The sequence below is a fragment of the Uliginosibacterium sangjuense genome (assembly GCF_059132465.1).
The window spans coordinates 4,266,324-4,285,952 of sequence record NZ_CP101132.1 but is presented as its reverse complement, the minus strand read 5'-3'; the positions used below and the strand labels follow the sequence as shown (position 1 = coordinate 4,285,952).

20 protein-coding genes are annotated in these 19,629 nt (G+C 66.9%); 15 read left to right on the top strand and 5 right to left on the bottom strand.

Features of this window, described 5'->3' with window-relative positions:
- Nucleotides 1–65: 65 nt before the first annotated feature.
- From NMB43_RS19820 to NMB43_RS19805, 4 genes are all read left to right on the top strand, one after another.
- Nucleotides 66–1,061, top strand: coding sequence for a BMP family protein (locus NMB43_RS19820; RefSeq protein ID WP_494349901.1), 996 nt, complete (start codon nucleotides 66–68; stop codon nucleotides 1,059–1,061).
- A gap of 258 nt (nucleotides 1,062–1,319) precedes the next feature.
- On the top strand, nucleotides 1,320–2,864 hold the full coding sequence (locus NMB43_RS19815; protein ID WP_494349900.1) for an ABC transporter ATP-binding protein: 1,545 nt from the start codon (nucleotides 1,320–1,322) through the stop codon (nucleotides 2,862–2,864).
- Nucleotides 2,854–3,921 (top strand): ABC transporter permease, encoded by a 1,068-nt coding sequence (locus NMB43_RS19810; protein ID WP_494349899.1) that lies wholly within the window; start codon nucleotides 2,854–2,856, stop codon nucleotides 3,919–3,921. The genes NMB43_RS19815 and NMB43_RS19810 overlap by 11 nt, the downstream gene beginning before the upstream one ends.
- 463 nt (nucleotides 3,922–4,384) lie before the next feature.
- The gene (locus tag NMB43_RS19805; protein WP_494349898.1) at nucleotides 4,385–5,341 is read left to right on the top strand and encodes an ABC transporter permease; all 957 of its coding nucleotides are present in this window, start codon (nucleotides 4,385–4,387) and stop codon (nucleotides 5,339–5,341) included.
- 17 nt (nucleotides 5,342–5,358) lie between these two features.
- Here the strand turns inward: NMB43_RS19805 and NMB43_RS19800 are convergent, their stop codons facing one another.
- The gene (locus NMB43_RS19800; protein ID WP_494349897.1) at nucleotides 5,359–6,327 is read right to left on the bottom strand and encodes a LysR family transcriptional regulator; all 969 of its coding nucleotides are present in this window, start codon (nucleotides 6,325–6,327) and stop codon (nucleotides 5,359–5,361) included.
- A 133-nt stretch (nucleotides 6,328–6,460) separates the two neighbouring features.
- Here NMB43_RS19800 and NMB43_RS19795 point away from each other — a divergent pair, with 133 nt between their 5' ends.
- The 5 genes from NMB43_RS19795 to NMB43_RS19775 all read left to right on the top strand — a co-directional run bounded on the left by NMB43_RS19795 (nucleotide 6,461) and on the right by NMB43_RS19775 (nucleotide 11,513).
- Nucleotides 6,461–7,609: an iron-containing alcohol dehydrogenase gene (locus NMB43_RS19795; protein ID WP_494349896.1), complete on the top strand. Its 1,149-nt coding sequence runs from the start codon at nucleotides 6,461–6,463 to the stop codon at nucleotides 7,607–7,609.
- Nucleotides 7,610–7,791: 182 nt separating this feature from the next.
- The gene (locus NMB43_RS19790; protein ID WP_494349895.1) at nucleotides 7,792–9,222 is read left to right on the top strand and encodes an MFS transporter; all 1,431 of its coding nucleotides are present in this window, start codon (nucleotides 7,792–7,794) and stop codon (nucleotides 9,220–9,222) included.
- A 44-nt stretch (nucleotides 9,223–9,266) separates the two neighbouring features.
- On the top strand, nucleotides 9,267–10,460 hold the full coding sequence (locus tag NMB43_RS19785) for an aldo/keto reductase (protein WP_494349894.1): 1,194 nt from the start codon (nucleotides 9,267–9,269) through the stop codon (nucleotides 10,458–10,460).
- Nucleotides 10,457–10,654 (top strand): hypothetical protein, encoded by a 198-nt coding sequence (locus tag NMB43_RS19780; protein WP_494349893.1) that lies wholly within the window; start codon nucleotides 10,457–10,459, stop codon nucleotides 10,652–10,654. The genes NMB43_RS19785 and NMB43_RS19780 overlap by 4 nt, the downstream gene beginning before the upstream one ends.
- Before the next feature lie 187 nt (nucleotides 10,655–10,841).
- A complete protein-coding gene (locus tag NMB43_RS19775) occupies nucleotides 10,842–11,513 on the top strand; it encodes an alpha/beta fold hydrolase (protein WP_494349892.1) in 672 nt (223 codons plus the stop codon).
- A gap of 6 nt (nucleotides 11,514–11,519) precedes the next feature.
- Here NMB43_RS19775 and NMB43_RS19770 read toward each other — a convergent pair whose 3' ends face one another.
- The 3 genes from NMB43_RS19770 to NMB43_RS19760 form a co-directional block, all read right to left on the bottom strand.
- On the bottom strand, nucleotides 11,520–12,146 hold the full coding sequence (locus NMB43_RS19770; protein ID WP_494349891.1) for a LysE family translocator: 627 nt from the start codon (nucleotides 12,144–12,146) through the stop codon (nucleotides 11,520–11,522).
- Between the two features lie 7 nt (nucleotides 12,147–12,153).
- Complete coding sequence (gene dapA / locus NMB43_RS19765; protein ID WP_494349890.1) at nucleotides 12,154–13,110, bottom strand: 4-hydroxy-tetrahydrodipicolinate synthase; 957 nt, start codon at nucleotides 13,108–13,110, stop codon at nucleotides 12,154–12,156.
- Nucleotides 13,111–13,258: 148 nt separating this feature from the next.
- The gene (locus NMB43_RS19760) at nucleotides 13,259–13,546 is read right to left on the bottom strand and encodes a hypothetical protein (RefSeq protein WP_494349889.1); all 288 of its coding nucleotides are present in this window, start codon (nucleotides 13,544–13,546) and stop codon (nucleotides 13,259–13,261) included.
- On the opposite strand from NMB43_RS19760, the gene ybeY reads away from it, so the two are divergent.
- On the top strand, nucleotides 13,545–14,003 hold the full coding sequence (ybeY, locus tag NMB43_RS19755) for an rRNA maturation RNase YbeY (protein WP_494349888.1): 459 nt from the start codon (nucleotides 13,545–13,547) through the stop codon (nucleotides 14,001–14,003). The genes NMB43_RS19760 and ybeY overlap by 2 nt on opposite strands.
- Nucleotides 14,004–14,103: 100 nt before the next feature.
- Entirely contained in the window at nucleotides 14,104–14,934 is an 831-nt protein-coding gene (locus tag NMB43_RS19750) for a CorC family transporter (RefSeq protein ID WP_494349887.1), read from the top strand.
- 76 nt (nucleotides 14,935–15,010) lie between these two features.
- Here the strand turns inward: NMB43_RS19750 and NMB43_RS19745 are convergent, their stop codons facing one another.
- Nucleotides 15,011–16,003 carry a TRAP transporter substrate-binding protein gene (locus NMB43_RS19745; protein WP_494349886.1) on the bottom strand — a complete coding sequence of 331 codons (993 nt, stop codon included), beginning with the start codon at nucleotides 16,001–16,003 and terminating at the stop codon, nucleotides 15,011–15,013.
- A 292-nt stretch (nucleotides 16,004–16,295) separates the two neighbouring features.
- On the opposite strand from NMB43_RS19745, the gene NMB43_RS19740 reads away from it, so the two are divergent.
- From NMB43_RS19740 to NMB43_RS19725, 4 genes are all read left to right on the top strand, one after another.
- Nucleotides 16,296–17,024 carry a CerR family C-terminal domain-containing protein gene (locus NMB43_RS19740; protein ID WP_494349885.1) on the top strand — a complete coding sequence of 243 codons (729 nt, stop codon included), beginning with the start codon at nucleotides 16,296–16,298 and terminating at the stop codon, nucleotides 17,022–17,024.
- A complete protein-coding gene (locus NMB43_RS19735) occupies nucleotides 17,011–17,973 on the top strand; it encodes an HlyD family secretion protein (protein WP_494349884.1) in 963 nt (320 codons plus the stop codon). The genes NMB43_RS19740 and NMB43_RS19735 overlap by 14 nt, the downstream gene beginning before the upstream one ends.
- Nucleotides 17,973–18,899 (top strand): ABC transporter ATP-binding protein, encoded by a 927-nt coding sequence (locus tag NMB43_RS19730; RefSeq protein WP_494349883.1) that lies wholly within the window; start codon nucleotides 17,973–17,975, stop codon nucleotides 18,897–18,899. Before NMB43_RS19735 ends, NMB43_RS19730 begins: the two co-directional genes overlap by 1 nt.
- A 90-nt stretch (nucleotides 18,900–18,989) precedes the next feature.
- Nucleotides 18,990–19,625 carry an HAD family hydrolase gene (locus tag NMB43_RS19725; protein ID WP_494349882.1) on the top strand — a complete coding sequence of 212 codons (636 nt, stop codon included), beginning with the start codon at nucleotides 18,990–18,992 and terminating at the stop codon, nucleotides 19,623–19,625.
- Nucleotides 19,626–19,629: the final 4 nt, after the last annotated feature.

Genomic DNA, 19,629 nt, shown 5'->3' with positions numbered 1-19,629 from the left:
TCTAAGCTCCAGAGGCTTCTTCGCCTGAGCATGCCCTGTCTCACTTCATCAAGAAAGGACTGTCGATGAACACCCTGTCTCGCCGCGGCCTGCTGTGCGCCGCATTGGCTCTCTCCGCCTCCCTGCTGGCGCCGCTGCCGGCACTGGCCCAGCAGAAACTCAAGGTGGCCGCGATCTATACCGTGCCGGTTGAGCAGCAATGGGTGTCGCGCATCCACAAGGCACTGAACGCAGCCAAGACGCGCGGCGAGATCGAGTACGTGTTCTCCGAGAACGTGGCCAATGCCGACTATGAGCGCGTGATGCGCCAGTACGCCGAGCAGGGTAACGGCCTGATCGTGGGCGAGGCATTCGCGGTCGAGACCGCCGCCCGCAAGGTCGCCAAGGATTATCCGAAGACGGCCTTCCTGCTGGGTTCCTCGGGCAAGCCGCAGGCACCCAACTTCTCGGTGTTCGACAACTACATCCAGGAACCGGCGTATCTCACCGGCATGATCGCGGCCGGCATGAGCAAGAGCGGCCACATCGGCATGGTTGGTGGCTATCCGATCCCGGAAGTGAACCGCCTGATGCACGCCTTCATGGATGGCGCCAAGGAGATCAATCCCAAGGTGAAGTTCACCGTCAGCTTCATCGGTTCCTGGTTCGATCCGCCCAAGGCCAAGGAAGCGGCCTTCGCCATGATCGACAAGGGGGCGGACGTACTCTATGCCGAGCGCTTCGGCGTCTCCGACGCGGCCAAGGAGAAGGGCAAGCTGGCCATCGGCAACGTGATCGACACCCAGCCGCAATACCCCGACACCGTGGTCGCCTCCGCGCTGTGGAACATGGAGCCCACCATCGACGCCGCGCTGAAGAAGGTCAAGGAAGGCAAGTTCGCGGCCGAGGACTACGGCCAGTTCTCGACCATGAAGTTCAAGGGCTCCGAGCTGGCGCCGCTGGGCACGTTTGAGAAGAAGGTCCCGGCTGACATCGTCGCCAAGGTGAAGGCCAAGGAAAAGGCCATCCTCGACGGCAGCTTCAAGGTGAAGGTGACGGAGACCGAACCGAAGTCGAACTGAGGCGTTGGCACCATCGCTCCGTCATTCCTGCGAAGGCTGGAATCCAGTGTCTTCTGTGAGGTCGCGGGATGAGTGGAAGTCCGCAAAGCCACTGGGCCCCTGCCTGCGCAGGGGCGACGGCATTGAGTCAGTTCGGTGGTCAACGACGTCATTCCTGCGCAGGCAGGAATCCAGCGTCGTTGAGCTGTGTACCAAAGTCGCTGAGTGCCTGCCTTTGTAGGACGGACGCCGTGTGAAGTTGATTGAATCTGTAGTGTCATGACCCAAACCCCCCCGGCCCTGCGCCTGACCCACATCACCAAGCGCTTCGGCAGCCTGGTGGCGAACGACGACATCTCGCTGGAGCTGGCGAGTGGCGAGGTGCTGGCCTTGCTGGGCGAGAACGGCGCGGGCAAGAGCACGCTGGTCAGCATCCTGTTCGGGCATTACGTGGCCGACGAGGGGCAGATCGAAGTCTTCGGCCAGTTGTTGCCGCCGGGCGATCCGCGCGAGGCGCTGGCGGCCGGTGTGGGCATGGTGCACCAGCATTTCACGCTGGCCGACAACCTGTCGGTGCTGGACAACGTGATGCTCGGCAGCGAGCCACTGTGGCAGCCCTTCTCGCGCCAGCGTGCGGCGCGCGACAAGCTGCTCGCTACCGCCCAGCGCTTCGGCCTGGGCGTGAATCCCGATGCCCGCGTCGGCAGCCTGTCGGTGGGCGAGCGCCAGCGGGTGGAGATTCTCAAGGCGCTCTATCGCGGCGCGCGCACCCTCATCCTCGACGAACCCACGGCGGTGCTGACACCGCAGGAAAGCGAATCCCTGTTCGACACGCTGGGTCAGCTCGTCACGCAGGGGCTGTCCATCATTTTCATCAGCCACAAGCTGGACGAAGTCTTGCGCGTGTCGCAGCGTGTGGCCGTGCTGCGCAATGGCAAGCTGGTCGCCACGCGTGCGACGCACGAGACGGACAAGGCCGAACTGGCCGAGCTGATGGTGGGCCGCAGCGTGAGCCTGCCCAGCCGTGAAGCGCGCAGCCAGGGAGAGGCGGTGCTGAGTCTGAGTGGTGTCCAGGCGCGGCATGCTGGGCGCAAGCTGCTCGATGCGCTGGACCTCGATGTGCATGCCGGCGAGATCGTCGGGATTGCGGGCGTCTCCGGCAACGGTCAGCTCGCGCTGGCGCAGTTGCTGTGTGGCACCCTGGCCGCCAGCGCGGGCAGCGTGCAGTTGAAGGGCCGCGTGATGCAGGCCAATCCGCGCCACTGGGTCGGCGAGGGCGTGGCGCGCATCCCCGAGGATCGGCATGCCGTGGGCGTGGTCGGCGATCTGCCGGTGTGGGAGAACGCGGTGTCCGAGCGCCTGCACACCGAGGCCTTCTCCAAGTTCGGCCTGGTGCGGCGTGCCGCGGCACGCGAGTTCACGCGGCGCCTGGTCGAGAAGTTCGATGTGCGTCTGTCCAGTATCGAAGCACCGGCGCGTGTGCTGTCCGGCGGCAACATGCAGAAGCTGGTGCTGGGCCGCGCGCTGTCGGTGGCCGGGGAGGGCGGCACTCCGACCCTGATTCTCGCCAACCAGCCGACCTGGGGGCTGGACATTGGTGCCGTCGCCTATGTGCAGCGCTGCCTGCTCGATGCCGCGCGGCAAGGGGCGGCGGTGCTGCTGATCTCGGAGGACCTGGACGAATTGTTCGCCATTGCCGATCGCATTGCCGTGATGTTCAAGGGCCGGCTTGGGCCGGCGCGACCCACCGAGGCGTGGACCCTGGCCGACATCGGCCTGGCCATGGCCGGCACACCGGCCGGAGAGGCGCGCGATGCGGCTTGAGGCGCGGGGCGAGGTCTCGCGGGCGGCGCTGATCGCGGCGCCCTTTGTGGCCGTGCTGTTCACCTTCGTCGTGTGCGCCTTGCTGGTGGCCTGGGCCGGCGCACCGGTAGGCCGCACCTATGCCTTGTTGCTGGATGGCGCCTTCGGCTCGCGCTTTGCGATCTCCGAGACGCTCACGCGCGCCACGCCGCTGATCCTCACCGGGCTGGCGGCGGCCGTGGCCTTCCGCGCGCATCTCTACAACATCGGTGCCGAGGGCCAGCTCTACCTGGGCGCCCTGGCGGCGGTGGCGTTGGGCGGCCTGCATGGCGGCAGCGGATTCGAGTTGCCTGCCTATGTGCTGTTCCCGGCGATGCTGCTGGCCGGTGCGGCGGCGGGCGCCCTGCTGTTGCTGGGGCCAGCCTGGCTCAAGAGCCGGCTCGGTGTCGACGAGGTGGTCACCACCTTGCTGCTGAACTTCATCGCGCTGCTGTTCGTGTCGCTGATGCTCGATGGCCCGATGAAGGACCCGATGGCCATGGGCTGGCCGCAGTCGGTGGCGATCAATCCCGAGCTAGAGTTCGCCAAACTGATGGAGCGCTCGCGCGTGCACAGCGGCCTCATCCTTGCACTGGTGCTGGCGGTCGCGGTGTGGGCCATGGAACGCTTCACCACCTTCGGTTTCGCGCTCCGCGCGGTGGGCGCCAACGCGCGCGCGGCAGCCTTCGCCGGCCTGCCGGTGCGGCGCACGGTGCTGCTGTGTGCACTGATCTCGGGCGCGCTGGCCGGCCTGGCCGGTGTCGGCGAGGTGGCCGGTCGCGCCGGTTACGTCACCCTCGACATGTCGCCGAGCTACGGCTACGCCGGCATCGTGATCGCCATGCTGGCGGGTCTGCATCCGCTGGGCGTGGTGCTGTCGGCCGTGTTCGTCGCCGCCGTGCTGGTCGGCGCCGACAGCATGAGCCGCGCCATCGGCGTGCCGAACTACATCGCGGACGTGATCGTCGCCGTCGCTCTGCTGGCCATGCTGGTCGCGGCGCTGCTGACGCGCTACCGCTTGCGCTGGGGGCGGGCATGAACATGCACCCCCGTACTGCTCCGTCATTCCTGCGCAGGCAGTCGCGTAGGGTGGGTTCGCGCAGCAACCCACAGCCAGCGCAGGCAGTCGTGCCAGCGGTGGTAGTCGTGATGGCGGTTCGCGCGGGTTTGCGGCGGTGGGTTGTCGCTGCGCGCCGAACCCACCCTACGGTGAGCTTGCTACAACCGGCGAAGCCGCAGCCCGCTCCCCTCGCCCGCTTGCGGGGCGAGCAGGGGTTTCGGACAGCATGCTGTCCGCCTGCGCAGCCGGTCGGCCATGCAGGGCCGTCCGTGGAGCGCGGAGCGCGGGGCTGGGGGAGAGGGAATTGCCAGGGATCCAGCGACTTTGTCTTTTCTCGCGACCAGCGCATGGATCAACGACACTGGATTCCTGCTTTCGCAGGAATGACGGTGCGAAGTGCGAGCTCCTGCGCGGAAATGACGGCAAGGAGCGGAGGGCGGGCATGATGGATTTCCTCTCCACCCTGTTCGACATGCTGGGCAGTGCGTCCTTCTGGATCGCCACGCTGCGCATCGCGACGCCGCTGATCTTCGGCACCCTGGGCGTGCTGATCTGTGAGCGCGCCGGCGTACTCAATCTGGGTATCGAGGGCATCATGGTGGCCGGTGCCTTCACCGGCTGGCTGGCGGTCTATCACGGCGCCGACCTGTGGACCGGGGTGCTGGTGGCGGCCCTCACCGGCGCGGTGTGCGGCCTGTTGCACGCGATGCTGACGGTGTGGCTCACGGTGTCGCAGCATGTGGCCGGCCTGGGGCTCACGATGCTGGCGACCAGCCTGGCGTCCTTCGCTTACCGCGTGAGCTTCCCCAAGATCACGACCCCGCCCACGATCACGCCCTTCGCCCCCATGAGCTGGCTGGAGGGTTTCCCACTGATCGGCCCGGTGCTGGGCGCGCAGACCGTCCTCACGCTGCTCGCGCTGCTGCTGGTGCCGCTGCTGGTGTGGTTCATCTACCGCACGCCGGCCGGGCTGGCGCTGCGCATGGTCGGCGAGAACCCGGCCGCGGCCGAAGGGCAGGGCCTCAATGTGCTGCATGTGCGCACCGCGTCCATCGTCGCCGGCTCCACCGTGATGGGGGTGGCAGGGGCCTTCCTCACGCTGTCGGCCTTCAACGCCTTCTTCTTCAACATGGTCAATGGTCGCGGCTGGATCTGCGTGGCCCTGGTCGTGTTCGCCTCCTGGCGGCCCGGCAAGGCGCTGCTCGGGGCCATCCTGTTCGCCGCCTTCGACGCGGCGCAGTTACGTCTGCAGCAGGCGGGCTCCGGTGAGGGGGCGCTGCCCTACCAGCTCTACCTGATGCTGCCCTATGTGCTGTCCATCCTCGCGCTGATCGTCATGGCACGCCGTGCGGCCTACCCGCAGGCGCTGATGAAGCCCTACCGCAAGGGCGAGCGCTAGAAGCCGTCTGGAGCGGCTTAGGATTTCAAAGTGCGCAAGGCCTCACGCTGCAAGCGCTGCAACTCGTCCTGACCGAGCACGAACTCGGCGCTGTTGGCCAGGCGCTCCACAGCCAGGTCGATGAAGCGGCGCACGCGCGCCGGTTGCGCCGCACGGCTGCCGTAGTAGATGAACAGGCTGTAGGCGTCGGCCACGTGTTCCACGAGCAGCGGCACGAGTTGACCGGCACGCAGGTAGGGGGCTGCGGTGGGGCCCGCCAGTTGCCCGATGACCTCGCCGGCCAGCACGCTGCGCAGTTCCAGGATCTCGTCATTGGTGCAGAAGGCGGGCGGGACCGGCCAGTCCTGGATGCTGTCGCCCAGCTTCATGTGCCAGGGCACGACGCGACCATTGTTCGGATTGCGGAACACGCTGCAGCGGTGTCCACTCAGCGCGAGATGGCTGTCCGGCAGGCCATGCTTGCGCAGGTAGCTCGGTGCGGCGCACACGATCAGCTGCAGCGGGAACAGGCGTCGCGCGATCAGGCCTTCCTGCGGTGCTGCGCCCAGGCGGAAGCCCACATCGACGCGATCTTCCACCCAGTTGCCGATGCGGTCGTCGAGCTGCACGTCGGGTTGAACTTCGGGGTACAGGCGGCAGTATTCCTGTAGCACCGGGCTGATGACGGGCTGCAGCACCGAACGCGGGCCAACGATGCGCAGCGGGCCGGCAATCTCCTCACGCGTCTGCCGTGCCGACAGCAGAGCCTGCTGCAAGCCCATCAGCGAGGGCTGGGCCGCCTCCAGGAAGCGCTGGCCCTCCTCGGTCAGCGACATGCTGCGCGTGGTGCGGTGGAACAGCCGCACCCCCAGGTGCGTTTCCAGTTCCCGCAGCGCTTTGCTGGCTGCCTGCGGCGAAATCTGTTGTGCCTCCGCGGCGCGGCTCAGGCTGCCCAGTTCCGCCGTGCGCACGAAGGTGGTGATCGAGCGCAACTCGTTGATTGGCATGCCCGCCTCCTGATTATTTACATCTTTTAGTTGTAAATCATTCAACGATTTGCTGTCTAGTTTGATGTTTGTCGGCTGACTACAGTTCAGTCCATCGGCGCGCAGCCCTGCGCTTCCCCCCAAGGACAAACAAATGGACAACTTCAGCTTCTACAACCCGACCCGTATCGAATTCGGTAAAGACAAGGAACAACAGATCGGCCAGGTCCTGGCTGAGCACAAGATCAAGAAGGTACTGCTGACCTATGGCAGCGAGCGCATCAAGCGCGACGGCCTGTTCGCCACCGTCAGCAAGAGCCTGGACAAGCATGGCATCGCCTTCGTCGAATGCGGCGGCATCGTCAGCAACCCCTTGCTGTCGAAGGTGCGCGAGGCCATCACCGTGGCGCGCGAGCATCAGGTCGACGCCATCCTCAGCGTGGGCGGCGGCTCGGTGCTGGACAGCGCCAAGGCCATCGCGGCCGGTACGCTGTACCAGGGCGATGTGTGGGATCTGTTCATTGGTAAGGGGCAGATCGCGGCCGCCCTGCCGGTGTTCGCCATCCTGACGCTGGCCGCCACCGGCAGCGAGATGAATGCGGGTGCGGTGGTGACCAACGAGGCCACCAAGGAGAAGTTTGCCATCCAGTCGGTGCACACCTTCCCCAAGGTCTCCATCGTCAATCCGGCGCTGATGCAGACCGTGTCGCGCGATTACCTGGTGTATTCGGCGGCCGACATCATCGCGCACTCCATCGAGGGCTATTTCACCGCCACGGTGCAACCGAAGATCCAGTCGCGCCTGGTCGAGTCGGTCATCAGCACGGTGATCGAGACTACCGAGGCCTTGCTCGCCGATCCGCATGACTACAACGCTCGCGCCGAGTTCGCCTGGGCTTCCACGCTGGCCCTCAACGGCATCACCTACGCCGGCACTGCGGGCTTCGGTTATCCCAATCACATGATCGAGCACTCGCTGTCGGCGCTGTTCAACGTGCCGCATGGCGCGGGGCTGTCGGTGGTGATGCCGGCCTGGATGAAGTGGTACCAGGGCCGCAATCCGGCCCAGTTCGCGCGCTTCGCGCAGCAGGTGTTCGGCCTCAAGACGGCGGAGGAGGGCATCGCCGCGCTGGAGAAGTGGTTCGACAAGATCGGCACGCCGACGCGCCTGTCGCAGCTCGGCATCACCGCAGCGCAACTGCCCGCCATTCTCGAAAACCTGCAGGGCAACGCACGCTGGTTCGGCCTGGCCGAGACCTACACGCAAGACGTGCTGGCCGACATCCTGAAGCGCGCGCTGTAAGCGCCCTGACACAGGCGGCGGGCCATAGCTGCCGTCTGTGCCATCCACCCCAGCAGAGAAATACCGCCCATGCCCCGCATCCTGATTCTCGGCGCGAACGGACAAGTCGCGCGCCATACCCTCCCTGTGCTGCAGGAACGCAAGGGCCTAGAAGTCGGACAAAGCCTGGGAGTAAGCCGGGCATGACGAACGTATCCCGACCCGTGCATCGCGGCATGGTGCTCACCATCATCATGGTGAGCTACCTGATGCTGGTGATCGACATTTCCATCGTGCTCACCGGCCTGCCACGCATCCAGGTCGCGCTGGGTTTCACACCGGCCGGCCTGTCGTGGATACAGAACGCCTACACGCTGAGCTTCGGTGGCTTCCTGCTGCTGGGCGCGCGCGCGGGTGACATCCTCGGCCGGCGGCGCATGTTCATCAGCGGACTGGCGATCTTCACGCTGGCCTCGCTGGCCATCGGCGCGGCGACCACGCCGGTCTGGATGATCGCCTTCCGCGCCGTGCAAGGCCTGGGCGCAGCGGTGCTGGCGCCGTCGACGCTGGCGCTGATCTCCACCCATTTCGAGGAGGGCCAGGAACGCACCCGCGCCCTGTCGCTGTACGCGGCGGCGGCCGGTATCGGCGCCACGGTGGGCCTGGTGCTGGGCGGCCTGCTGGCCGATCTGATCTCCTGGCGTGCCGGCTTCTTCATCAACCTGCCCATCGGCGCGGCCCTGATCGCCGGCAGCCTGCGCCATATCCGTGAGACCCCCAGGCACACCGGCCGCTTCGACCTTGCCGGCGCGCTCACCTCCACGCTGGGCATGTGCGCGCTGGTGTTCGGCATCGTCGAAGCGGCCGAAGCCGGCTGGGCCTCGCCGCTGAGCTGGGCCAGCATCGTCGGCGGGCTGCTCCTGCTCGGCGCTTTCCTGTGGATCGAGTCGCACGCGAAGCAGCCGCTGCTGCCGCTGGGGCTGCTGAGCAATGCGCGGCGCAACGGTGCCTATGTCGCACGCCTGCTCTTCCTGTGCGGCATGGCGGGCTTCTGGTTCTTCACCGCGCAATACCTGCAGGGCGTGCTGGGCTTTTCGCCCATGCTGGCGGGCCTGGCCTTCGTGCCGGTGACGATTCCGCAACTGGCGACTTCGCTATCCGTGCCCGCCGTTGCACGCCGCTTCGGTCAGCGTCGCGTGTTGCTGATGGGCCTCGCGCTGTGTCTTGTCGGCGTGGCCTGGCAGGGGCTGGCCGCCACGCAAGCGTCCTACCTGGGGGGCGTGGTCCTGCCGATGCTGCTGATCGGTTTCGGCCAAGGCTGGGTGCTGGCGCCGCTGACGGTCGCGGGCGTGGCCGGCGTCGAGAATCACAACGCGGGCGCGGCCTCCGGTGTGCTGAACGTGGCGCATCAGTTAGGCGCCACGCTGGGGCTCGCAATCCTGGTTGTCGTGTATGCCGGTGGCAAGGCGCCGGTGCACGACACCGCCGGCATGGCCCAGCACACCGGCTACGCGCTGGAGGCGGCAGCCCTGTTCCTGTTCGCAGCCTTGCTGGTGTCGCTGCGCTATATCCGCTTCGAAACGCCGCATCCGGCAACACGTCCCGAAATTAAAGACAGCGGCATCCGCAGCTGAACACCGCCGGCCCAATTCCTCACTACACACACAGGAGCAACACCATGAGCACACATCGAGAACATGGCGCATTGAACAGCGAACAAGCGACCCGCCGGGATTTCATGCTGGGCGGTCTGGGCCTGGCGGCCGGCGCTCTCCTCAGCGGCAACGCCCTGGCTGCGCCGCTTGCCGGAAGTCTGGGTACCGTCGCCGCCAGCCTGCCCAAGCGCAAGCTTGGCACGCTGGAAGTCTCGGCCATTGGCATGGGCTGCCAGTGGCGCCCCGGCAGCCAGCCGCAAGCGGTGAACGACCTCTATGCCAGCAGCACCGACCGGGCGGCCGCGATTGCGCTCATCCGCCGCGCGGCAGACCTTGGCGTGACGCTGTTCGACACCGCCGAAGCCTATGGCCCCTTCATGTCGGAGGAAATCGTGGGTGAGGCACTGCAGGGCAGGCGCGATAGCGTCGTGCTGTCCACCAAGTTTGGCTTCGACATCGACCCGGCGACCGGCCAGCGGCGCGGCGGGCTGAACAGCCGACCCGAGCATATCCGCCAGGTTGTCGAGGCACAGTTGGGGCGCTTGCGCACGGACCGCATCGACCTGCTGTACCAGCACCGCGTCGACCCGAATGTGCCCATCGAGGACGTGGCCGGCACGATCAAGGATCTGGCCCAGCAGGGCAAGGTGCTGCATTGGGGGCTGTCCGAGCCGGGGTTACAGACGGTGCGCCGGGCACACCGCGAACACCCCCTGAGCGTGATCCAGAATGAATACTCGATGCTGTGGCGCGGCCCCGAGGCGCAGGTGCTGCCACTGTGCGAAGAACTGGGCATCGGGTTGGTGCCCTGGAGCCCTTTGGGCATGGGTTTCCTGGCCGGCAGCGTCAACGCCGCCAGCCGCTTCAGCGAGCGCGACTTCCGTGCGATGGTGCCGCGCTTCGCCCCCGATGCGCTAGCCGCCAACATGGCGCTGGCGGAGCTGGTCAAGGCCTGGGCGGCGCGCAAGAACCTGACGCCGGCGCAACTCGCGCTCGCCTGGCTGACGGCGCAGAAGCCCTGGATCGTGCCGATTCCGGGCACCACCAATGTCGCCCATCTGGAACAGAACGTGGCTGCCGCCGCGATCTCCCTCAGCCCGGCCGAACTCACGGCGCTGAATGCGGCCGTGGCGGCCATCACCATCCAGGGCGCGCGTCTGCCACCGGCGGTGCTGGCCGCAACTGGAGTCGAAGCGCCGGCCAAAGCACGCAATTGAACATTGAGCGGCAGCAGTACAAGCCCTGGATCGCGCCGATTCGGGGCTCCACCCCACTGCATCGGCTGGAGGGAAATCTCCGCGCCGCCGCCGTGGTGCAGGGCGAAGCTGAGCAGCAGGACTTCGAGACGGCGCTCGCCGGCATCCAGGTCGAGGGCGCGCTGCCCTACCAGCTCTACTTGATGCTGCCCTAGCGCAAGGGCAAGCGCTGAGGCGGCTGTGTCGCGCTGGGCCCGCGCCAGCGATGCAGTGCAAGCCCAACAGCCGAGCGGCCCATCGTCACCGCGTGGCAACGATGACGGAACTTGCCCGCCGCGCCTGTGTCTCTCTCCCGCAGACCTTGCGGTCCGCGATGTCATCGCAGCATGAGGACAGGAGACAATGAGTTCGAGATCCATCTTTTCCCTGCGTCGGCGGCGCGTCCGCCAGACCCCGCCGGACCAGCTCTTGCCGTCGCAGGCACCTGAACTGGTCGTTCATGATGTGCCTGCATTGCTGTCGGCACCGGCAGATGTCGAGCCTTCACCCGTCTTGCTGGACGAGCTGGGACGCGTGCTCGGGCCCGCGCCTTCCGGCTCGCCTTTGATCGTCTACCCGGGGCTCGCGCGCGATGGCTTCGCGATGCGTCCTCTGCTGCGCCTGGGGCGCCGGCTGGGTTATGCCTCGCAGGACTGGGGGCGTGGCATCAATCTGGGACCGACCGCGCCGATCGACCGTTTCGTGCGGCAGCTTGCGCATGATGTGTGTACCCAGGCCGAACGCAGCGGCCAGCCCGTCACCTTGCTGGGCTGGAGTCTGGGCGCGGTGTATGCACGCGAGGTGGCGCGCCAGGTGCCGGGTGCCGTGAAACACGTGATTGCCGTCGGCAGCGCGGTCCCCTTGGTGCGTGATGCCTTTGGGGTCCGCTGGCTGCTCGCCTGGGCGGCGCGCCTGGGGCCGGGCGAAGTGCGTCGTCTGCTGGTCCGCTTGCGGCGTCCCTTGACCGCTCCGCTGACTTGCCTGCAGACGACCGAGGATGGCTACGTGGCCCGCCTGCCCGGCTTCGCCTGGTAGATAGCCTCAGCGTTCCGCCAGTGCGAGCTTCACCCCGAAACCCAGCAAGGCGATGCCGGCCACGCGCAAGGCAAGCTGGCGCAGGCCGGCGATGTGGGCAAGGCGGCGTGCCACCGCATTGCCCACCAGCACCAGCAGGCCCTGGTAGGCGAGGCTCAGCAGGGTGACGTGCAGCATCATCACGGCCAGCGTGAAGCCGGTCGACTGCGCGTTCATGAACAGCGGGAAGAAGGCCATGAAGAACATGATGGCCTTGGGGTTGGTCAGGCAGACCAGGAAGCCCTCGCGGAAGAAGGCCCAGCCGCTCTGGCGTTTCGCCTCCGTCTCCACCGCCGGGCCGCTACGCGAGAACAGCAGTTGCGCGCCGATCCAGCACAGGTAGGCCACGCCGACCCATTGCAGGCCACCCAGCACCTGCGGGTGGGCGGCCAGCACGGCGGCCAGGCCCAGCACCGCCGCCAGCATGTACAGGAAATCGCCGGCCAGTGTGCCGCCCACCGCGCCCATGCCGGCGCCGACGCCGTTGCGCGCGGTGGCCTTCAGGATGGCCAGGGTGCCGGGGCCGGGGATGAGCTGGAACACCAGCACGGCGGCAATGAAGCCGGGGTAGTTGTGGATGCCGAACATGTTCATGTTCCTTTCATTGCACGATCGAGAGGGATGATGCGCCGCAAGCCTGCTCCAGCGCCAGCATGGCTTCGCGCAGTGCCTGTCGGGTTGCTTGCGAGGCCGGGGTGAGCGGCAGGCGCAGCTCGTCCGCGATGAGATTGCGCCCGGCCAGGCAGGCCTTGATCGGGGCCGGGTTGGGCTCGGCAAACAGGCGTTGGATCACCGGGCGTAGCGCCAGGGCGATGTGGCGCGCCGCCGGCAGATCGCCTTGGGCGATCAGGGCTTGCATGCGCACATACAGCTCGGGGCGGAGGTGCGCGGCGGCGCTGATCGCCCCTTCGGCCCCCTGGCACAGCCCCGCGAAGATCATGCCGTCATCGCCCACCAGCACCCTCAGTGGCGTCTCGGCGATCACCGCCTCCAGGCGCAGCCAGTTACCGGCCGGGCATAGCTTGATGGCCGCCACGCGTGCATCCTCGGCCAGTGCCTTGAGGGTGGGCAGCGCGATCTCGACACCAGTGCGATAGGGGATGTCGTACAGGATCAGCGGCAGGCCGCTGGCTTCCGCCACGCTCTCGAAGTGGCGGCGGATGCCGTCCTGCCCCGGGCGCAGGTAGTGCGGCGTGCTGACCAGCAGTCCGGCCGGCATCCATTCAGCATAGCGACGTGCGGCGACGACCGCGCTGCGCGTGTCGGCGGCCGCGATGCCCATGACCAGCGGGAAGCTGCGACCCAGCGTTTCGCGCAGGGTGCGGAAAACGGCCTCGCGCTCGGCGTCGTCCAGGCTGTTGCCCTCGCCGGTGGTGGCACAGGCGATCAGGCCGCGGATGCCACCGGAGACTAGTTGGCGGGCCAGGCGGGCGAGCGCCGGCAGGTCCGGCTCGCCACGCCGGAAAGGGGTGATGATGGGCACCCAGATACCGCCGAAAATGCTGCCGGCGCCTGGGCGGCCTTGCTGCTGTGGTTCTTCTGCTTCCTGCTGTTCCATGATCGTGCCTCGTGCTTGCGGATGAAGGGCCGCCGCGCGGGAGTACCGGCTGGAACGATCAGGGCAGGGGAGAGTCGGGTGCTGCTGGGTGGCTGGTCTGCGTCTGTTGTCCCGTCCGGTGAGCCCACCGACGGGACGCCAGTGCCCGTCAGGTGAGCGACTGGTTATGCCATTTTTTATTGGCAATGACCGTCGCCGTACGTGCGTACATGGCGCGCGGGTAGCGTGCAATGGCAGTGGCGGCGATGCGGGTGGCGGTCATGGCAAGAAATGGCATGGGTAAGTGACGCGAGGACGCATCTTGCAGTGCATCATCCGGGCCTGTCAATGCGGACGGCATGGCAAGGGGGCCGCAGGCCGGTTTGACTTGGCCTGGTGCTTTCCGGAACATACGCCCCCCGCCCGAGTCCGGGCCGTTTTGTCCGATGTCCAACATGCCTGCCACCAAGTCTGCCCAGTCCGCCCGCCTCGATCTGTCGGTGCAATACGCCCTTAAAGATCCGGCGCTACCCTCGCGCATGCAGTTGCGCAAGTGGATCCGCGGGGTCGGCAACGGCGCCGGCGCGATCACGATCCGTTTCGTCGACCGCGCCGAAGGCCAGTCGCTGAATGCTGCCTGGCGTGGCAAGGATTACGCCACCAACGTGCTGTCCTTCCCCTACGAGACACGCCCGGTGCTGATGGGCGACCTCGTGCTGTGCTGGCCGGTGGTGCTGGAAGAGGCTGCCGCCCAGGGCAAGACGGTGGAGGCGCACACCGCCCACCTGGTGGTGCATGGCATCCTGCATCTGTGTGGGTTCGATCACGAGCGGGGAGAAGCCCAGGCCGCCGAGATGGAGGCCCTGGAGCAGGAGATCATGGCCGGTTTGGGCTATCCTGACCCTTACGCGTGACCCCACGGGCCTCTGACGAAACACGAACTGTCGGGGCCGGGCGGGCACACTGCTTGCGTGAACCCCTGGCCTGACATTTCCCGTTCCGACACCTTGATTCATGGACCCTTCCAGTAGTCGCCCGACTTTTCTTGAACGCCTTTCCGCCCTGCTGACACGCGAACCCGAGGATCGCGAGGAACTGATCCTGCTGCTGCACGGGGCCTACGAACGCAATCTCTTCGACGCCGACGCGCTCACCATCATCGAGGGCGCCTTGTCGGTGGCCGACATCCAGGTGCGCGACGTCATGGTGCCGCGCGCCAAGATGGACGTGGTGGAGGTCGAGGCCCCCATTGCCGACATCCTCGATTTCGCCCTGCGCACCTCGCACTCCCGCTTCCCGGTCGTCGGCACCGACAAGGACGACGTGCTGGGCATCCTGCTCGCCAAGGACCTGCTGCGCGCCAACCAGCCCGGCTTCAACCTGCGTGCGACGCTGCGCCCGGCCGTCTTCATCCCCGAGTCCAAGCGCCTCAATGTGCTGCTGCGCGAGTTCCGCGTCAGCCGCAACCATATGGCCATCATCGTCGACGAGTACGGCGGCGTGGCCGGCCTGGTGACCATCGAGGACGTGCTGGAGCAGATCGTCGGCGACATCGAGGACGAGTACGACTTCGACGAGGATGCCAGCAACATCATTCCCGATCAGGCCGGGCATTACCGCGTCAAGGCGCTGACCACACTGGCGGATTTCCAGACTGCTTTCGACTGTGTACTGGGGCCCAGCGAGGCCGACACCATCGGTGGCTTCATCGTTCAGCACCTGGGTCGCCTGCCCAAGCGCGGCGAGTTGATCGAGCTGGCGGGTCTGCGTTTTCAGGTGCTGCGCGCCGACAGCCGGCGCGTGCATACCTTGCTGGTCGAGCGCCTGCGTGCCGTAGCAAGCTGAGCCTTGCCGTCGGGCGCCGGTGGGGAGAAACGACAAAGGGCCGCACATGCGGCCCTTTGTCATCCGGTGGCGCGGCTTACTTTGCCAGCACGTCGGCCCAGGTCGTCACTGTCCACTTGGTGGCGAACAGGTTGTTGATAGCCGGCTCGGCGGCGGCACGGATGGCCGCGGCGTCGGGGGTGGCGACCGTCATGCCGGCGGCGGCGAGCTGGCCCTGCAGCGTGGACTCCTTGTCCTTCATGGTCTCGCTGCCCCACTTGATGGCCTTCTTCATCGCCTCCTTGAACTTCGCACGGTCCGCCTTCGACAACTCGTTGCGGTAGAAGCAGGCGTTGGCCATGGGCATGCCGAAACCGACCAGGTGGCTGGTCAGCGTCAGGCGGCTCTGCACCTCGTTGAGCTTGAGCGACTGGATCTGCGTCAGGTCGCCTTCGGAGGCCTCGGCTGTGCCGTTCTTGAGCGCGTCATAGATGCCGGTCAGCGGCACCGTCACCGGCGTCACGCCCAGCGAGCTCCATACCGCCACCCAGTCCGGCGTCGGTGGCAGGCGCAGCTTGAGGCCGGTGAAGTCGGCCGGGCCGTTGATTGCGCGGTTCGAGGTGAACTGGCGGAAGCCACGATAGATCGGGTCGAACACCACGAAGTTGCCGTCCAGTTCGATCTTGTCGAGCATCGCGTCGCCGATCTCGCTGTTCCACACACGCTTGAGGTGCTTGAAGTCGCGGATCACATAGGGGCCGTTGAAGAAGAAGTACTGCGGCGCGTAGTCCTGGATCGGCTGGCCGCCGGTCAGCACCACTTCGGCCACGCGCTGCGTCGGGTCGCAAGGCTTGGCCGCCGGGTTGATGGTCTGCTCGTTGAGCACGCTGCTGCTTACCTGCACGGTGATGTGCTTGGCGCGCTTCTCTAGCTCCTCCTTGAACTTGAGCGCGGTGTCGGAAAGGATGTGGCCGCTCGCGAAGGGCGTGGCCACGCGGATGGTCACCGGGGCCGGGGGGGTGGCCAGGGCGAGGGTGCTGCACAGTACCGCCGGGAAAGTCAGAGCGACAGCTTTGAGGCTGGAATGCATGGCTTCCTTCTCCAGATAGAGGTGATGTTGCGGGTGACTGCAGGGGTCGGCGCGGCGCGCCAGCCCGCATCAATTCTATGGCCGGCAGGTGAACGATTGGCTGCATGGCGTGCAACTTTGGTCTGAGTGCCGACAGGTGGGCCGGGACAGATGCGGTGCCGGGATTGGTTTACAGACTGGAAAAAGTTTTCTAAATTGAAGTAGAAAAACTTTTCCAGAGCGCATTTTCAGTCTCCTTCTCAATGACCGATCCATCCTCCTGTCCAATCCATGCGAGTCGCGTGATCACATCATGAGCCGTTCCGCCCCACCCCCTCGGGTTCTGGCTGCCGCCTCCCGGATTGCCGGCGAAGAGACGCGTGCGCGCCTGATCGTGGCCGCCACCGAGGTCTTCCTGGCCGATGGCTTCCGCGCCGCCCGCGTGCAGGACATCGCGGCGCGTGCCGGCCTGCGCCTGTCCGCCATCAACTATCACTTCGCCTCCAAGGAAGGGCTCTACCTCGCGGTGTTGCAGCACCACGCCGCACTGGCGCTCGAACAGGCGCCCCTGCAGGCGCCCGACCCCGCGCTGCCGGTCGAGGCGCGCTTTCGCTTTGCGGTGCAGGCCCTGGTCACACGCCTGCTCGACGAACGCTCGCCCAGCCGCATCGCGCGTCTCATGCTGCGCGAGCTGGTCAACCCGACTGCCGCGCTGGAGCAGATGATCGAGCGCTTCAGCCTGCCCCAGGCGCGCCTCATGCGCGCGCTGCTGCGCGAGGCGGCCGGCCCCGCCGTGCCGGAGCTGGCGGTCAGCCGCGCGCTGGTCTCTGTGTTCGGGCAGTGCGTGGTCTACATTTTTGGCCAGCCCATGGTCCGCCGTGTCGCACCCGAGGTGCTCGACGATCCGGACCGCCTGACCCACCTCGCGCAGCACGTCGCCGACTTCAGTTGGGCCGGCCTGCAGGCCCTGCGCCGTCACTGGGAGTCTTCGTCGGAACTCTCCCCGGAATCCACCCCGGAGCCGAAACATGACACGCCCTGATCCGCGTCTGATGATCCTGGCATCGCTGCTGCTCGCCGCCTGCAACCGCCCCGACCCGAACGTGCTGCCCGGCTACGTCGAGGCCGAGTACACGCGCATGGCCTCGCCGGTGGCCGGTCGCCTGGTCGAGCTGAAGGTCGCGCGCGGCGCCGAAGTCGCGCCCGGCACGCCCCTGTTCGTGCTCGACACTGAGCAGGAGCGCGCTGCCGTCGACGAGGCGCGCGCCCGCGTGCAGCAGTCGCAGGCGAGCGAGGCCGACCTCGCCAAGGGCAAGCGCGCCGAGGAGATCGCGGTGCTGGCCGCGCAGGAACGCGAGATCGCCGCCCAGCTCGCCCAGGCCGAGGCCGACCTCAAGCGGCAGCGTGAATTGGCCGCGCAAGGCTTCACCAGCGGCGCGGCGCTCGATACCTACCAGACCCGCGTCAAGACCAATGCTGCACAACTCGCCCAGATTCGCGCCAACCTCGAAGTCGCACGCCTCGCCGCGCGCAGTGACACACGTGCCGCCGCTGCCGCCAACGTGCAGGCCGCGCGTGCCGCGCTCGCGCAGAGTGAGTGGAAGCGCGACCAGAAGGCGGTGGTCGCCCCCGTTGCCGCGCGTGTGGACGACACGCTCTACCGCCTTGGCGAATGGGTGCCGGCCGGTAGCCCGGTGGTGAGCCTGCTGGCGCCGCAGGCCATCAAGCTGCGTTTCTTCGTGCCGCAGGCCGCGCTGCCGCGCGTGACCCTCGGTCAGACCGTCGGGGTCAGTTGCGACGGTTGCGGCGACGCGATGCAGGCCACGGTCAGCTTCGTCGCGCGCGAGGCCGAGTTCACCCCGCCAGTGATCTTCAGCCAACAGAACCGCGAACGCCTGGTGTTCATGGTCGAGGCCAGACCGGCCGCCCAGGACCTGGCGCGCCTGCATCCCGGCCTGCCTGTCGATGTGCGCCTGCCGGCGGCAAAGTGATGAACGACATCGTCATCGACGTCGAAGGCCTCACCAAGCGCTACGGCGACAAGACCGTGGTGGACCAGCTCTCCATGCAGGTGCGGCGTGGCGAGATCTACGGCTTCCTGGGCCCCAATGGCTCGGGCAAGACCACCAGCATCCGCATGATGTGCGGCCTGCTCACGCCCGATGGTGGCAGTGGCAGAACCCTGGGGCTGGACGTGGTGCGCGAGGCCGCGCAGATCAAGCGCAAGGTCGGCTACATGACGCAGCGCTTCGGCCTCTACGACGACCTTACGATCTGTGAGAACCTCGACTTTGTGGCGCGCGTGTACGGCATGGACCGGCGCCGCCAGCGCGTCGATGAAGCGCTAGCCCGCCTCGGTCTCGCGGGCCGCCAGCAGCAGCTTGCCGGCAAGCTCAGCGGCGGCTGGAAACAGCGCATGGCGCTCGCTGCCTGCATGCTGCACGAACCGGAGCTGCTGCTGCTCGATGAACCCACGGCCGGCGTCGACCCCAAGGCACGACGCGACTTCTGGGACGAGATCCACCAGCTCGCGGCGGACGGCATCACCGTGCTCGTGTCCACCCACTACATGGACGAAGCCGAGCGCTGCCACCGCCTCGGCTACATCGCCTACGGCCGCCTGCTGGCCATGGGCACGCCAGCGGAACTGGTCGCGCGCAGCGGCTTCACCACCTGGCGCGTCAGCGGCGAACACATCGCGCCACTCGCCAACGCACTCGAAGCGCTGCCCGTGGTGGCCATGGTCACCCGCTTCGGTAACGTGCTGCACGTCAGCGGCACCGACGCGGCCGCGCTGGAACAAGCGATCCAGCCCTTCCGCCGCGATGGCCTCGCATGGACCCTGGCCGAGCCAGCGCTGGAAGATATCTTCATTCACCTCATGCGTGGCGCGGAGGACAACTATGCGGCGCGTTGATTGGCGCAGGGTGAGCTACTGCACGAACCCGCCCCAGGATCGGCGTACCCTTCACACTGCCATCCCCCTTCTCCTGAATCCAACCGTGTCATGAACTACGACTACCTCCTCTTCGACCTCGACGGCACCCTCAGCGACCCCATCCTGGGCATCGGCCAATCCATCAACTATGCCTTGCAGGCCTTCGGCTACGCGCCGATCGACCGCGACGAGCAGGCGCGTTGCATCGGGCCCAAGCTCTACACCAGCTTCCAGCGCCTGACCGGGTGCGACGACGAGGCACACCTGGTGGCGCTGGTCGAGAAGTACCGTGAGCGCTACTCCGAGGTCGGCTACGCGGAGAACACGCTGTACCCCGGCATCGCGGAGGCGCTGGATGCGCTGGCGGCGAGCGGAGTGCGCATGGGGCTGTGCACCTCGAAGCGTGCGGACTATGCTGAGCGCATCCTGGACCTGTTCGGCATCGGCCATCACTTTGCCTTCGTTGATGGCGGCGATATCCACATCGAGAAGTGGCAGCAGATCACCCGTCTGCTGGAACAGGGCAAGGTGGCGGGGCGCGGACTGATGATCGGCGACCGCGATATCGACATGATCGCCGCGCAGCGCAATGGGCTGGCAGCCTGTGGTGTGCTGTGGGGTTATGGCTCGCACGCCGAACTGGCGCCGTATGCACCGGCACACCTGCTGGATGCGCCGCCGCAACTGAGCGCGCTGATCGCCTAGGCCA

Excerpts from the sequence above, each read along its gene's own strand:
- NMB43_RS19815 (WP_494349900.1), top strand. The coding sequence starts at position 1,320 with ATGACCCAAACCCCCCCGGCCCTGCGCCTGACCCACATCACCAAGCGC.
- NMB43_RS19795 (WP_494349896.1), top strand. The coding sequence starts at position 6,461 with ATGGACAACTTCAGCTTCTACAACCCGACCCGTATCGAATTCGGTAAA.
- NMB43_RS19725 (WP_494349882.1), top strand. The coding sequence starts at position 18,990 with ATGAACTACGACTACCTCCTCTTCGACCTCGACGGCACCCTCAGCGAC.
- NMB43_RS19730 (WP_494349883.1), top strand. The coding sequence starts at position 17,973 with ATGAACGACATCGTCATCGACGTCGAAGGCCTCACCAAGCGCTACGGC.
- NMB43_RS19785 (WP_494349894.1), top strand. The coding sequence starts at position 9,267 with ATGAGCACACATCGAGAACATGGCGCATTGAACAGCGAACAAGCGACC.
- NMB43_RS19775 (WP_494349892.1), top strand. The coding sequence starts at position 10,842 with ATGAGTTCGAGATCCATCTTTTCCCTGCGTCGGCGGCGCGTCCGCCAG.
- NMB43_RS19790 (WP_494349895.1), top strand. The coding sequence starts at position 7,792 with ATGACGAACGTATCCCGACCCGTGCATCGCGGCATGGTGCTCACCATC.
- NMB43_RS19800 (WP_494349897.1), bottom strand. The coding sequence starts at position 6,327 with ATGCCAATCAACGAGTTGCGCTCGATCACCACCTTCGTGCGCACGGCG.
- NMB43_RS19735 (WP_494349884.1), top strand. The coding sequence starts at position 17,011 with ATGACACGCCCTGATCCGCGTCTGATGATCCTGGCATCGCTGCTGCTC.
- NMB43_RS19810 (WP_494349899.1), top strand. The coding sequence starts at position 2,854 with ATGCGGCTTGAGGCGCGGGGCGAGGTCTCGCGGGCGGCGCTGATCGCG.
- NMB43_RS19820 (WP_494349901.1), top strand. The coding sequence starts at position 66 with ATGAACACCCTGTCTCGCCGCGGCCTGCTGTGCGCCGCATTGGCTCTC.
- NMB43_RS19745 (WP_494349886.1), bottom strand. The coding sequence starts at position 16,003 with ATGCATTCCAGCCTCAAAGCTGTCGCTCTGACTTTCCCGGCGGTACTG.
- NMB43_RS19740 (WP_494349885.1), top strand. The coding sequence starts at position 16,296 with ATGAGCCGTTCCGCCCCACCCCCTCGGGTTCTGGCTGCCGCCTCCCGG.
- NMB43_RS19805 (WP_494349898.1), top strand. The coding sequence starts at position 4,385 with ATGATGGATTTCCTCTCCACCCTGTTCGACATGCTGGGCAGTGCGTCC.
- NMB43_RS19770 (WP_494349891.1), bottom strand. The coding sequence starts at position 12,146 with ATGAACATGTTCGGCATCCACAACTACCCCGGCTTCATTGCCGCCGTG.
- ybeY (WP_494349888.1), top strand. The coding sequence starts at position 13,545 with ATGCCTGCCACCAAGTCTGCCCAGTCCGCCCGCCTCGATCTGTCGGTG.
- NMB43_RS19750 (WP_494349887.1), top strand. The coding sequence starts at position 14,104 with ATGGACCCTTCCAGTAGTCGCCCGACTTTTCTTGAACGCCTTTCCGCC.
- dapA (WP_494349890.1), bottom strand. The coding sequence starts at position 13,110 with ATGGAACAGCAGGAAGCAGAAGAACCACAGCAGCAAGGCCGCCCAGGC.
- NMB43_RS19760 (WP_494349889.1), bottom strand. The coding sequence starts at position 13,546 with ATGTTGGACATCGGACAAAACGGCCCGGACTCGGGCGGGGGGCGTATG.